General features: G+C 73.2%; 14 protein-coding genes. 12 read left to right on the forward strand and 2 right to left on the reverse strand.

All coding sequences use genetic code 11. The features are described from left to right. Positions 1-223 precede the first annotated feature (223 nt). Both ACWC9R_RS09870 and ACWC9R_RS09875 read left to right on the forward strand, forming a co-directional pair. On the forward strand, positions 224-358 hold the full coding sequence (locus ACWC9R_RS09870; RefSeq protein ID WP_450730083.1) for a hypothetical protein: 135 nt from the start codon (positions 224-226) through the stop codon (positions 356-358). A 98-nt stretch (positions 359-456) separates the two neighbouring features. Next, the gene (locus tag ACWC9R_RS09875) at positions 457-858 is read left to right on the forward strand and encodes a VOC family protein (protein WP_450730085.1); all 402 of its coding nucleotides are present in this window, start codon (positions 457-459) and stop codon (positions 856-858) included. 71 nt (positions 859-929) lie between these two features. Here the strand turns inward: ACWC9R_RS09875 and ACWC9R_RS09880 are convergent, their stop codons facing one another. Then, the gene (locus tag ACWC9R_RS09880) at positions 930-1,748 is read right to left on the reverse strand and encodes a lipase family protein (protein WP_450730087.1); all 819 of its coding nucleotides are present in this window, start codon (positions 1,746-1,748) and stop codon (positions 930-932) included. A gap of 241 nt (positions 1,749-1,989) precedes the next feature. Between ACWC9R_RS09880 and ACWC9R_RS09885 the strand changes: the two genes are divergently transcribed. From ACWC9R_RS09885 to ACWC9R_RS09925, 9 genes are all read left to right on the forward strand, one after another. Further along, the gene (locus tag ACWC9R_RS09885) at positions 1,990-2,376 is read left to right on the forward strand and encodes a hypothetical protein (protein WP_450730089.1); all 387 of its coding nucleotides are present in this window, start codon (positions 1,990-1,992) and stop codon (positions 2,374-2,376) included. 109 nt (positions 2,377-2,485) lie between these two features. Further along, positions 2,486-3,076, forward strand: a complete 591-nt coding sequence (locus ACWC9R_RS09890) for a (2Fe-2S)-binding protein (RefSeq protein WP_450730091.1) — start codon at positions 2,486-2,488, stop codon at positions 3,074-3,076. Beyond that, positions 3,073-4,068, forward strand: a complete 996-nt coding sequence (locus ACWC9R_RS09895; RefSeq protein WP_450730093.1) for an FAD binding domain-containing protein — start codon at positions 3,073-3,075, stop codon at positions 4,066-4,068. The genes ACWC9R_RS09890 and ACWC9R_RS09895 overlap by 4 nt, the downstream gene beginning before the upstream one ends. 125 nt (positions 4,069-4,193) lie before the next feature. After that, positions 4,194-6,347 carry a xanthine dehydrogenase family protein molybdopterin-binding subunit gene (locus ACWC9R_RS09900; protein ID WP_450730095.1) on the forward strand — a complete coding sequence of 718 codons (2,154 nt, stop codon included), beginning with the start codon at positions 4,194-4,196 and terminating at the stop codon, positions 6,345-6,347. Positions 6,348-6,487: 140 nt separating this feature from the next. Further along, the gene (locus tag ACWC9R_RS09905) at positions 6,488-7,057 is read left to right on the forward strand and encodes an ATP-binding protein (protein WP_450730097.1); all 570 of its coding nucleotides are present in this window, start codon (positions 6,488-6,490) and stop codon (positions 7,055-7,057) included. Between the two features lie 134 nt (positions 7,058-7,191). After that, the gene (locus ACWC9R_RS09910; protein WP_450730099.1) at positions 7,192-7,626 is read left to right on the forward strand and encodes a hypothetical protein; all 435 of its coding nucleotides are present in this window, start codon (positions 7,192-7,194) and stop codon (positions 7,624-7,626) included. A gap of 90 nt (positions 7,627-7,716) precedes the next feature. Beyond that, on the forward strand, positions 7,717-8,229 hold the full coding sequence (locus ACWC9R_RS09915) for a hypothetical protein (protein ID WP_450730101.1): 513 nt from the start codon (positions 7,717-7,719) through the stop codon (positions 8,227-8,229). An 80-nt stretch (positions 8,230-8,309) separates the two neighbouring features. Beyond that, complete coding sequence (locus tag ACWC9R_RS09920) at positions 8,310-9,479, forward strand: PLP-dependent cysteine synthase family protein (protein WP_450730103.1); 1,170 nt, start codon at positions 8,310-8,312, stop codon at positions 9,477-9,479. A 5-nt stretch (positions 9,480-9,484) separates the two neighbouring features. Continuing rightward, entirely contained in the window at positions 9,485-10,771 is a 1,287-nt protein-coding gene (locus ACWC9R_RS09925) for an MFS transporter (RefSeq protein WP_450730163.1), read from the forward strand. An 80-nt stretch (positions 10,772-10,851) separates the two neighbouring features. Here the strand turns inward: ACWC9R_RS09925 and ACWC9R_RS09930 are convergent, their stop codons facing one another. Beyond that, positions 10,852-11,754 (reverse strand): class I SAM-dependent methyltransferase, encoded by a 903-nt coding sequence (locus ACWC9R_RS09930; RefSeq protein WP_450730105.1) that lies wholly within the window; start codon positions 11,752-11,754, stop codon positions 10,852-10,854. A 226-nt stretch (positions 11,755-11,980) separates the two neighbouring features. On the opposite strand from ACWC9R_RS09930, the gene ACWC9R_RS09935 reads away from it, so the two are divergent. After that, positions 11,981-14,038, forward strand: coding sequence for a phosphocholine-specific phospholipase C (locus ACWC9R_RS09935; RefSeq protein WP_450730107.1), 2,058 nt, complete (start codon positions 11,981-11,983; stop codon positions 14,036-14,038). Positions 14,039-14,109: the final 71 nt, after the last annotated feature.

The raw sequence follows: 14,109 nt of genomic DNA on the forward strand, positions 1-14,109 counted from the left end.
ACCGGCCCGGCGCGGGCGGCCGCCTGGCCGGTTTCCGTGGCGCCGGCGATGAAGAAGCGGCCGGGGCGCGCCGTGGTGAGTATGGAGGGTGTGGCGGTGGCGGTGACGGCGGAAGCGGTGGAGGGTGCGGCAATGGCGGAGGCGTCGAGGACGGTGCGGGACGGTGGAGAGGGCTGTAGGCAGCGGTGTCGGGGCCGCGCGGCCGGGTGGGGGTGGGGAGCCGGTGCGCGCTGTCGGGGGCGGGGAGCCGCTCCGTCCTGTGGAGGCGCTGCTGCTGGTCGGCCTTCTGCGAACGACGGTGGGCCCGGAACCGTCGATGAGCGAGGTCACGTTCACCGCCGCGCGCACCGGCCGCTGAACCCTCCGCCGGCGGACTCCTCTCCTCCCCACCGATGAATCGGCCCACCGAACGCGGTCTACCTCACCGACCCCACCATCACGCACCCGGAGGACGCCATGTCTGCCACCCCCGCTCCCGAACCCGCCCCCGCTCCTGATGCCGTCGCCGTCCAGCCGGTGATCGTCACCCCTGACCTCGACCGGCTGCAGGCCTTCTACGCCGGGCTGGCCGGTGCCGAGGAGATCACCCGGGTGCCGGAGGAGGGGCCGGTCTTCTTCGTCATGCTGCGGGTCGGTGGCTCGGAGCTGGGCATCGTGGCGGACCGGAGCGTCGAGACCGGCACCCCGACCCGGATTCTGCTCAGCATCGCCGTCCAGGACGTCGATGCCCTGCTGGACCGGGTCGGCCCGCTCGGCGGAACCGTGCTGGGTCCGGCCAACGACATGCCCTGGGGCCAGCGGGTCGCCCATATCCAGGACCCGGACGGTAACGCGGTCAACCTCACCCAGCCGGTCTGACCGGCACGGCCACCGGGCCGCGGCGGACCCGACCCCACCTGCCCCCTCCGGGCCGGGCCCCGCCCGAAGCGTCAGTTCTGGTTCTTCTCCAGTGCGTTGAGGTACGCGTCCATGAAGTGGTCCCGGACGCCGTCGGAGGCGGGCGCGAGGAGGTCGGCGGTGAAGCCCTGAGCGCGGTCCACCAGCCCGTGGAGCAGCGGCATGGTGTGGTGGATGGCGCCCCTCGCGTCGATGTAGCGCAGCGCGGAGACATGGTGGAAGGCGGGCTCCGGGGGCAGCTGCGGCACGATGTCGTTGTTGTTGACGAAGCGGTACATGCGGTCGGAGAAGGCCGTGTTGAACTCCTTGGACAGCTGCCGGTCGCAGGTGCGCGGCTGGCCGAAGGTGTAGACGCCGTTGGCCGTGACCCGCGGCTCCTCGAAGTGCAGCCGGGCGGCGGCCAGCATCGCCAGCGCCCCGCCGAGGCTGTGGCCGGTGAACCACACCGTCTGGCGGTTGTCGCGGAACGCGTCGATGGCGGCCCGGACCTGCGGCCAGACGGCCTCCAGCGCCTGGCCGAAGCCGTAGTGGACACAGCCCTTGCCGCCGGGGCCGGGCCACGGTGGTGTGGTGGCGTCGGACAGCCAGTCGCGCAGCTCCACCGGCTCCGTGCCCCGGAAGCTGGTGATGATCATGCTGTGTCCGCCGAGGGTGTACGCCTCGGTGTCCTCCAGCGGGAACGGTGGACGGAAGGTGGTGTGGTGGTGCCGTACCCGGTCGAAGCCCCATTCCCGGGCGGTGGTTTCGATGGTCTGCTCGTCCTGGTAGGCGAGCGCGGAGGCGCGCGCCATGGAGAGTGCGTGGCGGACGGTGTAGCCGGTGGCTTTCTGGTCGATCGTGGCGCTGGTCAACGAGGGCTCCTCTGGCTGGTCCGGCTGGGGCGACGAGGGCTGCTGCGAGGGCGGGACGCTGCGCGTGCGGCAGCTCCGGTCACAGAACGCTCGCACTGACTACGCAGCGTAACTTCCGGGTCGGGTGCCGGGCGGTTGCCGCCCGTTCAAACCACTCGTTCGTGCCTCCGGTCGCACACACCGGGCCGCCGGGCGAGCCTGGAAGCGTTCGGCTCCCGGAGGACGGCGGAAAGGCCCCACAGTGAACAGCGCGAAGCAGGCGGCACACGCGGACCATGTATCGGCCGAGGTGATGGTGGAGCTGGAGAGCTGCGCGACGCAGGACGCGCACGCGGTCTTCAGCGCGCTGCGTACCTCCTTCAGCTCCGACCGGGCGGCGGACGACGTGCCCGAGGAGGTGGCCGGGGCGGGTTCGACTGTGTGGACCTCGACCTTCGACGTGAGTGAGCGCAAGGCCACCGCCGAGCCGCGGCGGCTGACCGCGCCCGTCCTGGTCAGCCTCCAGGGCGGCTACTGGGCGGTCGACCAGCTGTGCAAGGGCCTGGAGTCCGCGTTCGCCGTGAAGGTCCTCGGGACGGCGGCCGGTGACCAGGAGAAGGAAGTCGAGCTGCGGCTGGAGACCCGTTAGCGGCCCCGGCTCCATGACCGAAGCGGCGGGCAACCACGGCCACGGCGCAGGGCAGCGGCCCGGCTCACCCGGCCGCCCCTCGCGGCCCGGATCGGAAAGGCGTGAGTGAGTGGAGTCCACCCATCATCCGGAGACCGGCGGTGCGCCGTCGGCGGACGGCCACCGGTCCTCCGTGGTGCTGCACATCAACGGAGTGACGCACACACTGACCGTGGACCACCGGACCACGGTCCTGGACCTGCTCCGCGAACGTCTCGGCCTGACCGGCGCCAAGAAGGGCTGCGACCACGGACAGTGCGGCGCGTGCACCGTGCTCGTCGACGGGCGGCGCGCCAACAGCTGTCTGCTGCCGGCCGTGGCACAGGACGGGTGCCGGCTCACCACGGTCGAGGGCCTGGCCGAGGGGGAGCGGCTGCACCCCCTGCAGCAGGCCTTCCTGGAGCGGGACGCCCTGCAGTGCGGCTACTGCACGCCCGGCCAGATCTGTTCGGCCGTCGGCGTGCTGACCGAAGTGGCGGACGGCTTCCCGTCCCATGTCACCGCGCCCACCGCGGACTCCGGGACCCCGGTCGAGCTGACCGACGACGAGATCCGCGAGCGGATGAGCGGAAACCTCTGCCGCTGCGGCGCCTATCCGCGGATCGTCGAAGCGGTCCGGGACGCCGCCCTCCGGGCGGGTGGCCAGGAGGCGGCGCGATGAAACCGTTCGGGTACCTGCGGGCGACGAGCGTCGAGGAGGCGGTACGGGCCGCGGCCGACGAGCCCGGCGCCCGCTTCCTCGGCGGGGGCACCAACCTCGTCGACCTGATGAAGCTGGGCGTGGAGGCGCCCCGGCTGCTCATCGACGTCACCCGGCTGCCGCTCGACCGCGTCGAGGCACTTCCGGACGGCGGGCTGCGGATCGGCGCGCTGGTCCGCAACAGCGATCTCGCCGCGGCGGCCGCCGTCCGCGACCGCTACCCGGTCCTGTCGCAGGCGCTGCTGGCCGGGGCCTCGGGGCAGCTGCGGAACATCGCGACCACCGGCGGCAATCTGCTCCAGCGCACCCGCTGTCTGTACTTCCAGGACATCAGCAAGCCCTGTAACAAGCGCGAGCCGGGCACCGGCTGCCCGGCCCGTGAAGGGGCGCACCGCGATCTCGCCGTACTGGGCCACTCCGAGCACTGCGTGGCCACCCAGCCGTCCGACATGGCGGTGGCGCTGGCCGCCCTCGACGCCGAGGTGCAGCTGCACGGCCCCGACGGGGAGCGCACCGTGCCGGTGACCGATTTCCACCGGCTGCCCGGCGACCGCCCGGAACAGGACACCGTGATCCGGCCCGGCGAACTCGTCACCGCCGTCCGGCTGCCGCCGCCGGTCCCCGGCGCGCGCTCGCGCTACCGCAAGGCCCGCGACCGCGCCTCGTTCGCGTTCGCCCTGGTCTCCGTCGCCGCCGTACTGGAGGTGCACGACGGCGCCGTACGGCGGGCGGCCCTCGCGTTCGGCGGGCTGGCGCACCGGCCCTGGCGCGCCCGCGCCGCCGAAGAGGTGCTGCACGGCGCGCCCGCCACCGAGGACACCTTCGCCCGCGCCGCCGACGCCGAACTCACCGCCGCCCGGCCGCTGCGCGACAACGGCTTCAAGGTCGCGCTCGCCCGCAGCCTGACCGTCGGCGTGCTGGCCGGGCTCGCCGCCCCGCCCGACGACCGCTGACGACCCCCACCCGCCACCGACCCCCTCCGCACCCACCCCTCCCGCACCCACTACAAGGACCACCAGGACGCCACCGCCGACCCGGCCCCGCCCCGGCCCCGGGCCCCGACCCAAGGACGCGCGCCATGAGCCCCGACTCGTTCCCGCTCGGCCCACTCCCGTACCCCCTGGGCGCCCCGCTCGTCCGCCGGGAAGGACGGGAGAAGGTCACCGGCACCGCCCGGTACGCGGCCGAACACACCCCGCCGGGCTGCGCCTACGCCTGGCCGGTGCCCGCGACCGTCGCCCGGGGCCGGGTCACCGCAGTGGACACCGCGGCGGCGCTCGCCCTGCCGGGGGTGTACGCGGTGCTGACACACGAGAACGCGCCCCGCCTCGCGGCCGCCGACGATCCGACGCTGTCGCTCCTCCAGGACGACCGGGTGCCGCATCGCGGCTGGTACGTCGCGCTCGTCGTCGCCGACAGCCTGGAGGCCGCCCGCGCCGCCGCCGGGGCGGTCCGCGTCAGCTACGAGACCACCGCGCACGACGTACGGCTGACCGCGGGCCATCCGGGCCTGTACGACGCGGAGACCGCCAACGGCGGCCATCCGGGCACCCGCGAACGCGGCGACTTCGAGGGGGCGTTCGCGGCCGCGCCGGTCACCGTCGACGCCACCTACACGGTGCCCCCGCTGCACAACCACCCCATGGAGCCGCACGCCTCCACCGCCCGGTGGAGCGACGGGCATCTGACCGTCCACGACTCCAGCCAGGGCGCCACCAAGGTCTGCGCGGACCTCGCCGCGCTGTTCCGGCTCGACCGGAGCGAGATCACCGTCGTCTCCGAGCACGTCGGCGGCGGCTTCGGCTCCAAGGGGACGCCCCGCCCCCAGGTCGTGCTGGCCGCGATGGCCGCCCGCCACACCGGGCGCCCGGTCAAACTCTCCCTGCCACGCCGGGAGATGCCGGCCGTCGTGGGCCATCGCGCCCCCACGATCCAGCGGGTGCGCCTCGGTGCGGGCGACGACGGTGTCCTCACCGCCCTCGCCCACGAGGCCGCCACCCACACCTCCACCGTCACCGAGTTCGTCGAGCAGGCCGCCGTCCCGGCGCGCGTCATGTACACCTCGCCGAACAGCCGCACCGTGCACCGCGTCGTCCCGCTCGACGTCCCGACGCCCTCCTGGATGCGCGCACCGGGCGAGGCCCCCGGGATGTACGCACTGGAGTCGGCCGTCGACGAACTCGCCGTCCTCCTGGACATCGACCCCGTCGACCTGCGGATGCGCAATGAGCCGGACACCGAACCGGACAGTGACCGCGCCTTCAGCAGCCGGCACCTGGTCGGCTGTCTGCGGGAGGGCGCGGAGCGCTTCGGCTGGCGGCCCCGGGACCCGCGGCCGGGAGTCCGCCGCGTCGGCGACCTGCTCCTGGGCACCGGCGTCGCCGCCGCCACCTACCCCGTCCTCATCGCCGCCTCCTCCGCCGAGGCGCACGCCGCCGCCGACGGCACCTACCGCATCCGCGTGAACGCCACCGACATCGGCACCGGCGCCCGCACCGTCCTCGCGCAACTCGCCGCCGGTGTGCTGGCCGTGCCCGACGAACGCGTCCGCATCGAGATCGGCAGCAGCGACCTGCCGCCCGCCATGCTGGCCGGCGGCTCCGCGGGCACCGCCTCCTGGGGCTGGGCCGTCCACAAGGCCTGTACGGAGCTGCGGCACCGGCTGCGGGACCACGTCGGACCGCTCCCGGACGACGGGCTGACGGCCGCCGCCGACACCCGCCGGGAGACGGCCGAGCGCTCCCCGTACGCCCGGCACTCCTTCGGTGCCACCTTCGCCGAGGTGCAGGTCGACACCGTCACCGGGGAGGTCCGGACACGGCGGATGCTGGGCGTCTACGCCGCCGGCCGCATCCTCAACTCCCGTACCGCGCGCTCCCAGTTCATCGGCGGGATGACCATGGGGCTGGGGATGGCGCTCATGGAGGGCAGCGGTCTGGACCCCGCTTTCGGCGACTTCGCCGAGCGCGACCTGGCCTCGTACCACGTGCCGGCCTGCGCCGATGTCCCGCCGATCGAGGCGTACTGGCTGGAGGAGGAGGACCCGCACCTCAACCCCATGGGCAGCAAGGGCATCGGGGAGATCGGCATCGTCGGCACCGCGGCGGCGCTCGCCAACGCGTTCTGGCACGCCACCGGCGTCCGGTTGCGCGACCTCCCGCTCACCCCGGACAAGGTCCTGCCGCGGCTCCCGGACCGGCCGGGAGCGGGCCGGGCCGGCGGACTCCGCTAAACCAAGATCAGTTGCGGAACCCGTCCCACCGGGTCACCATGACAAATGACCCATACGTGATTAATGCTCACTCTTCGTGTTTCGGGGTTCGTTGGTCCAACGAGGTGAAGGGCGTGAGCCTCGCGGTGAGGAGCCACGACATGACACTTCCCGGCGACCGGCACTACACGGTCGAACTGCATGCTTCGGCGGAGCGTGTGCCGCAGATCCGGCGGATTCTGGCCGCGCACCTGCGGTACTGGGACCTTGAGCTGCATATCCCGCCCGTGTGCCGGGGAGTGGCGGAACTCCTGACCAACGTCCATCGCCATATCGGCCCGGACGCCCCGTGCGTCGTCGAGCTCCGCTGGACCGGCCGTCACCTCACCGCCTCCGTCGCCGACCAGGGGCCGCGCCTGCCGAAGCTGCTCAGCGCCGCCGACGGCGGACTCTCCAGGGTGGCGGCACTGAGCGACAGTTGGGGCACCTGCGGCACCCCGGACGGCAAGGTCATCTGGTTCACCCGCCGGGTCGAGGCGGCCCGCAAGTCGCCGCTGACCAGCCGCACCCCGCTGCGCAGCGTGCCCGACGCGAAGGGCCAGCCGGCGGTGCCCCCGGCCCTGCCGGTCGAACCGCCCGTCGAGCCCGTGTGGGAAGCCGCCACGGAGACCGCGGCGGAGGCCACTCCGGCCGCCTCCTCCGCGGTGGCGTCCGAAGGCGCGCTGGTCTGACCCACCGCCTGACACGCCGTCACGGAAACCGGTGAGGCGCTGACGCCCCCTGTCGCGCCGCGCCCACCGGCCGATATGCACCTGTGGGCGCGGGGATACCGGCAACGGCCGCCCGCCGCGGTTACGATCACGGCATGGCAACGGTCAGGGCGGCCAACGGCAGGATGCGGAACCGCGGTTCAGCGGTTCCGTTCCGTGTGCTGTGGCTGGCCGCCCTGCTGATCAGCGTGCTGGTCGCCCACGGGGCACGGGCCGAGACCGCCGAGGGCCACCTGGTGAACGCCCTGCCGGTCGCCACGGCCGCCGCCGAAGCGGGCCAGGACAGCTGGCTCGCACCCGAACACCCGGCCCACTCCGGCCAGCCCGACGCTCCCGGGCAGCACACCGACGAGCTGTGTGTCTCGGGCCAGCCGCAGCAGGGCGCCGCCGTGCCGCCGCCCTGCCCCGCCCCCTCGGCGGGCACGTCCTGGGACCCGCCCGTGCAGGGCCGGTCCGGGGCGTCCGACGGCGCCCGGAGCGCCCTTCCACCGTTGCGCGGCACAGCGTCCTCCGTCGTGCGGCAGGTCTAGATTCCGGCCGATTTCCGGATCGCCCCTGCCGATGCCGTCCGCCGGTGAGCGTGTGCCGCGCCGCCGCGGCGGTGGTCCCACGGAGAACCTGTGCCGTTCCGCGTCCCGTTGTGGCTTCCGTTCCGTCGTCCCGTCCCCAGTGGTGCCCCCTCCCTGCGCCGTGCCCGCTTCCGTAGGGGCGCCCGGCGGCTGAGGGACGCCCGCTTACGCCGCCGTCGGCCGGCCGTCCTGCTGCTCCTGGTCGCCGGACTGCTGTCCGTGGTGCTCCCGTGCGCCGACGGGGCCGACGGCCACCACCGTGCGCTCGGCGCCGCGCAGGTCGCCTCGGGCCCGTCCGCCTCCGTGGCCGTCGCGCCCGCCCGTGTGGCCGCCGAAGAGGACGCCGGGCACCACGGCTCCGCGTGTGTGCCCGGCCGGTCCGGCCATCTTCCGGAGGGCCGGCCGGCCGGCGGGGCGGAGGGGGCCGCGGCGCCCGCCGTCCTCACGGGCGCCGCGCGGGTCGCGGCCGCCCGCCGCCCGGCCGCGGGGGGCCGGGCCGGGCAGCGCAGACCGGTGCGCGGCGGCCGGTCCACCCTCGCCGCTCTCTGCAGGTGCCGGATATAGGAGCCGCCGCCGCGACCGGCCACCACGGCCGGTCCGCGATGCGCGCCCGTCCATCCCGCACCACCGAACGAGAGCGAACCATGCACTCCCTCCCCACGGCGGCCCGCTCCGCCTCTCCCGCGGTCCCCGCCGCCCCGGCGCCCGGCACCGCCCCCGCCTCCGGCATCCCCGGCCTGGTCGGCAACACCCCCGTCCTGCACATCTCCGAGCCGCTCACCCCGCCCGGCCGCGGCTTCTGGGCCAAGCTCGAAGGCCGCAACCCGGGCGGCATCAAGGACCGGCCCGGACTCCACATGGTCGAACGGGCCCGCGCCCGCGGCGAGTTGCAGCCCGGCGCCCGGATCATCGAATCCACCAGCGGCACCCTCGGCCTCGGCCTGGCCCTCGCCGGAATGGTGCACGGCCATCCGGTCAGCCTGGTCACCGACCCCGGCCTGGAGTCCTCGATGACCCGGCTGCTGACCGCGTACGGCGCCCAGGTCGAGATCGTCGCCGAGCCGCACCCCAGCGGCGGCTGGCAGCAGGCCCGCCGCGACCGGGTGCGCGGACTGCTCGCGGCGCACCCCGGCTCCTGGTGCCCGGACCAGTACAACAACCCCGACAACACCACCGCCTATCTGCCGCTGGCCCTCGAACTCGCCTCCCAGCTGGGGCACATCGACGTCCTGGTGTGCAGTGTGGGCACCGGCGGGCACTCCGCCGGGGTGTCCCGGGTGCTGCGCCAGCTCTACCCGCAGCTGCGGCTCGTCGGCGTCGACACCATCGGCTCGACCATCTTCGGACAGCCCGCCCGGCCCCGGCTGATGCGCGGGCTCGGATCGAGCATCTATCCGCGCAATGTCGCCTACGACCAGTTCAGCGAGGTGCACTGGGTCGCACCGGCCGAAGCGGTCTGGGCCTGCCGCACCCTGGCGTCCTCGCACTACGCCACCGGCGGCTGGAGCGTCGGAGCGGTCGCGCTGGTCGCCGGCTGGCTGAGCCGGACCGAGCCGGCCGGCACCCGGATCGCGGCCGTCTTCCCCGACGGGCCGCAGCGCTATCTGAGCACGGTGTACGACGACCAGTACTGCGCTGCCCATGGCCTGCTCGACGCCCCGCCGGCGGACGGGCCGCAGACCCTGAGCCGGCTGGGGGAGCGGGAGGTCACCGTCTGGAGCCGGTGCGCTCAGGTCGTCGATCCGCTCGGCCCGTCCGGTGCTGCGGGACCGTCCGGCGAGGCGTCCGCCCACGGTGCGGGGGAGGCCCGGTGACCGGCATGCTCACCCAGTACCGTTCCTACGACCGCAGCGCCCGGATGCTGATGGCCAATCAGTTCACCATCAATCTCGGCTTCTACATGCTGATGCCCTATCTGGCCGCGCATCTGTCCGGGACGCTCGGTCTGGCGGGCTGGCTGGTCGGACTGGTCCTGGGCGTCCGCAACTTCAGCCAGCAGGGGATGTTCCTGGTCGGCGGCACGCTGGCCGACCGCTTCGGCTACAAGCCGCTGATCGTGGCCGGCTGTGTGCTGCGGACGCTCGGCTTCGCGACGCTCGGGCTGGTGGACTCGCTGCCCGCGCTGCTGGCGGCGTCCGGGGCCACCGGACTGGCCGGCGCGCTGTTCAACCCGGCGGTCCGGGCCTATCTGGCCGCCGCCGCGGGCGACCGGCGGCTGGAGGCGTTCGCGCTGTTCAACGTCTTCTACCAGGCGGGCATCCTGCTCGGCCCGCTGGTGGGGATGGTGCTCACCGGCGTCAACTTCCGGGTCACCTGCCTGGTCGCGGCCGGGATCTTCGCGCTGCTGAGCGTCGTGCAGATCCGTGCGCTGCCGGCCCGCGGCGAGGAGACCGCGGCGGACGACGAGGCCGCCCGGCGCAACGGTCTGCTGTCCCAGTGGCGGGAGGTGCTGGCCAACCCGCCGTTCCTGCTGTTCTCCGGCGCCATGATCGGCTCGTATGTGCTGTCGTTCCAGGTCTATCTGGCGCTGCCGCTGGAGGTACGGCGGCTGGCCGGTGAGGGGGAGTCCGGCACCGTGGCGGTGGCCGGGCTGTTCGCGGTGTCCGGGCTGACCACCATCCTCGGGCAGACCAGGGTGACCCGCTGGTGCAAGGCCCGGATGACGGCGGGCCGGGCCCTCGCCCTGGGCCTGCTGACCATGGGGCTGGCCTTCGTCCCGCTGCTGGCCGCCACGGCACTGCCGGTGCCGGCCGGAGGGCCCGGCCGCTGGGCCCTCGCGGCCGTCCCGCCGGCGCTCTGCGCACTGCTGCTCGCCCTCGGCACGATGATCACCTACCCGTTCGAGATGGACACCATCGTCCGGCTGTCAGGCAACCGCCTGGTGGCGACCCACTACGGGCTCTACAACACCATCTGCGGAATCGGCATCACCCTCGGAAACCTGCTCACCGGCGCCGCGCTGGACGCCTCCCGGTCGGCCGGACTGCCCGCGCTGCCCTGGATCGCCCTCGCGGCCCTGGGCCTGGCGTGCGGTGCCGCCCTCCACGGACTGCAGCGCACCGGCCGGCTGGCCCCGGCCGCCGGGCTGGAGGCGGCGATGGGCTGACGGAACCGGTGGCCACTCCGTCCACGAGGAGCGGGGTGGCCACCTCCCGGTCCGTCACCGCATCCGGGCTGTCGGGCCGGTCACCGCCGGCGAGCCGTCACCAGCCACGCCGCGCTGCCGAGCGTGACGCCGTCGGGGCCCTGGTGTTCGGCCAGTGCGTCCCGCAACGCGGTCGCTGTCCTGGCCCGCGCTTCCGCACTCGCCTCGGCGAGCATCGCGCGCGACTCCGGCATGGCGAGCTGGTAGGCCACCACGTCGTCCGGGTCGGTTCCCATCCACATCGGCTCGTCGACGGCGCCGATCGTGATCCCGTCGAATCCGGTGCTGTCCAGCAGCTTCGTGATCCGGTCCGCGTCGGCGAGCGAGAACGGGCCCGGGGCGCCCGGCGCATCGAGCTCCGGCAGCTGTACATACGGGGCGATGGCGCCCATCGGCACGGTCAGATAGGCGTTGTCCCGCACGCCCCGCCAGCACAGGAACGCCACCTGTCCGCCCGGACGCAGCGCTCGGGCGATGTTTCCGAACGCCGCCTCCGGGTCGGCGAAGAACATCACGCCGAAACGGCTGATCGCGACGTCGAAGGCGCCGTCCGCGAAGCGGTGGACCTGTGCGTCCCCCCGCTCGAAGGTGACCCGCGGCAGCCCGGACCCTGCGGCCCGCTTCCGGGCCTCGGCCAGCATCGGCGCCGACACGTCGACACCGAGCACCGACCCCTGTGCCGCGGTCCGCGCCGCCTCCAGGCTCGTACCGCCGCTGCCGCATCCGATGTCCACCACCCGGCTGTCCGCCCGAATCCCGGCCGCCGCCATCAGGTGCGGAGTGAGCCGGCGATACCTCGCCTCCTGCCGTTCCCGCTGCTGGGCCCAGTACAGTCCCTCGTCCCCGTTCCAGGTCCTGGCCTGGCCGGCGTTGCCCGCGGCGATCTCCTCCGGCAGCGGTGCCCCGCCGTCCCCGGCCACGCCCTGATCGTTGCCCTGTCCCATTGCTCCCCCTTGTTCGAAATGCCCACAGGTGGTTGTACGGCGCGCCCACCAGGGAGTTCGTCGCACGTACCTCGATGTGCCATATCTGCGACACCCCCCCTTCCCTGGCGCTCGCTCCTCTTGGAACACTCTGCTGAACCGTGGTTTCGCACCACTCCTCACACAACCGCACACCAGCACCCGTCATTTCGCCAACTCCCCCACACGCGAAGAGGTTCCCCAGCCCATGCCTGAACTGAATCGGCGGCGTTTCCTCCAGATCGCCGGCGCCACCGCGGGCGCCTCGGCCCTGTCGAGCAGCATCGCCCGTGCCGCAGCCATCCCCGCCAAGCGCCGCTCCGGCTCCATCAACGACATCGAGCACGTCGTCGTACTGATGCAGGAAAACCGTTCCTTCGATCACTACTTCGGCTCGATGAAGGGCGTCCGCGGCTTCGGTGACCCGCGCCCGTTCATCCTCGACAGCGGGAAGTCCGTCTGGCACCAGCCGGACGGCGACAAGGAGGTGCTGCCCTACCACCCGGACGCCGAGGACCTCGGCATGCAGTTCATCGAGGGTCTCGACCACGAGTGGGCGGGCGGCCACAAGGCCCGCAACAACGGCAAGTACGACAACTGGATAGCCGCCAAGACCGCCGGGACGATGGCGCATCTGACGCGCAAGGACATCCCGTTCCACTACGCGCTCGCCGACGCCTTCACCATCTGCGACTCGTACCACTGCTCTTTCATCGGGGCGACCGACCCCAACCGCTACTACATGTACACGGGCCATGTCGGCAACGACAGTTCGGGCGGCGGCCCGGTCCTCGGCAACGAGGAGGCCGGGTACAGCTGGACGACCTACCCGGAGCGGCTGGAGAAGGCCGGGATCTCCTGGAAGTTCTACCAGGACATCGGTGACGGCCTGGATGCCGACGGCAAGTGGGGCTGGATCGACGACGCCTACCGCGGCAACTACGGCGACAACTCGCTGCTCTTCTTCAACCAGTACCGCGACGCCAAGCCCGGCGACCCGCTCTACGACAAGGCCCGCACCGGCACCAACGCCAAGGAGGGCGACGGCTACTTCGACCGGCTCCGGGCCGACGTGAAGGCCGACAAGCTGCCCCAGGTCTCCTGGGTCGCCGCCCCCGAGGCCTTCTCCGAGCACCCCAACTGGCCCGCGAACTACGGCGCCTGGTACGTCTCCCAGGTGCTGGACGCGCTCACCTCCAACCCCGAGGTGTGGAGCAAGACCGCCCTGCTCGTCACCTACGACGAGAACGACGGCTACTTCGACCACGTGGCCCCGCCCTTCCCGCCGGCCTCCGCCGACGAGGGCAAGTCGACCGTGGACACCACGCTCGACAGCTTCGGCGGCAACGCCAAGTACGCGGCCGGCCCCTACGGCCTCGGCCAGCGCGTCCCGATGATCGTCGTCTCGCCCTGGAGCACCGGCGGCTACGTCAATTCCGAGGTCTTCGACCACACCTCGATCATCCGGTTCCTGGAGCGCCGCTTCGGTGTCCACGAGCCGAACATCTCGCCCTGGCGGCGCGCCATCTGCGGCGACCTGACCTCCGCCTTCGACTTCGGCCTGGAGAACACCAAGCCGGCCGCGCTCCCCGCCACCGACGGCTTCCAGCCGCCGGACAAGGAGCGGCACGACAGCTATGTGCCGAAGCCGCCGGCCAACCCCGTGCTGCCCAAGCAGGAGCCGGGCTCCCGCCCCACCCGCCCGCTGCCGTACGCACCGCTCGTCGACGGGTCGGCGACCCCCTCCAGCGGCCGCTACACCCTCACCTTCCGCAGCGGCGACAAGGCCGGCGCCTGCTTCACCGTCACCGGCGGCAACCGCACCGACGGCCCCTGGTCGTACACCACGGAGGCCGGTAAGAAGATCTCCGACACCTGGAACACCGCCTACTCCAAGGACGTCTACGACCTGACCGTCCACGGCCCGAACGGCTTCCTGCGCACCTTCAAGGGCGCCGGCAAGAAGGCCGGGCCCGAGGTCACCGCCCGCCACGACGCGACCGCCGGCCGCGTCGAACTCACCATGACCAACCACGGCGGCACCGACTGCCACCTCACCGTCACCCAGGCCTACGGCGGCGCCAGTGAGACCTTCCCGGTCCGCGCGGGCGCCACCGTCAAGCACGCCTTCGACCTGCGCAGCAGCAAGCGCTGGTACGACCTGTCGGTCACCTCCGACACGGACGGCGGCTTCCTGCGCCGGTTCGCCGGCCATGTGGAGACCGGGGAGCCGGGTGTGAGCGACCCGGCGATCATCACGGGCTGAGCGGACCACGGCCCGTTCCACGACGCTCGTTCCGCCGGTCCGCCGGCGGAACCCGGGGCGCCCGCCGCACC

The sequence above is a fragment of the Streptomyces sp. NPDC001219 genome, assembly GCF_053597915.1.

What these genes read in the sequence shown, in the direction of transcription:
- ACWC9R_RS09875 (WP_450730085.1), top strand. Translation starts at nt 457, where the DNA reads ATGTCTGCCACCCCCGCTCCCGAACCCGCCCCCGCTCCTGATGCCGTC.
- ACWC9R_RS09895 (WP_450730093.1), top strand. Translation starts at nt 3,073, where the DNA reads ATGAAACCGTTCGGGTACCTGCGGGCGACGAGCGTCGAGGAGGCGGTA.
- ACWC9R_RS09900 (WP_450730095.1), top strand. Translation starts at nt 4,194, where the DNA reads ATGAGCCCCGACTCGTTCCCGCTCGGCCCACTCCCGTACCCCCTGGGC.
- ACWC9R_RS09905 (WP_450730097.1), top strand. Translation starts at nt 6,488, where the DNA reads ATGACACTTCCCGGCGACCGGCACTACACGGTCGAACTGCATGCTTCG.
- ACWC9R_RS09910 (WP_450730099.1), top strand. Translation starts at nt 7,192, where the DNA reads ATGGCAACGGTCAGGGCGGCCAACGGCAGGATGCGGAACCGCGGTTCA.
- ACWC9R_RS09920 (WP_450730103.1), top strand. Translation starts at nt 8,310, where the DNA reads ATGCACTCCCTCCCCACGGCGGCCCGCTCCGCCTCTCCCGCGGTCCCC.
- ACWC9R_RS09925 (WP_450730163.1), top strand. Translation starts at nt 9,485, where the DNA reads ATGCTCACCCAGTACCGTTCCTACGACCGCAGCGCCCGGATGCTGATG.
- ACWC9R_RS09930 (WP_450730105.1), bottom strand. Translation starts at nt 11,754, where the DNA reads ATGGGACAGGGCAACGATCAGGGCGTGGCCGGGGACGGCGGGGCACCG.
- ACWC9R_RS09935 (WP_450730107.1), top strand. Translation starts at nt 11,981, where the DNA reads ATGCCTGAACTGAATCGGCGGCGTTTCCTCCAGATCGCCGGCGCCACC.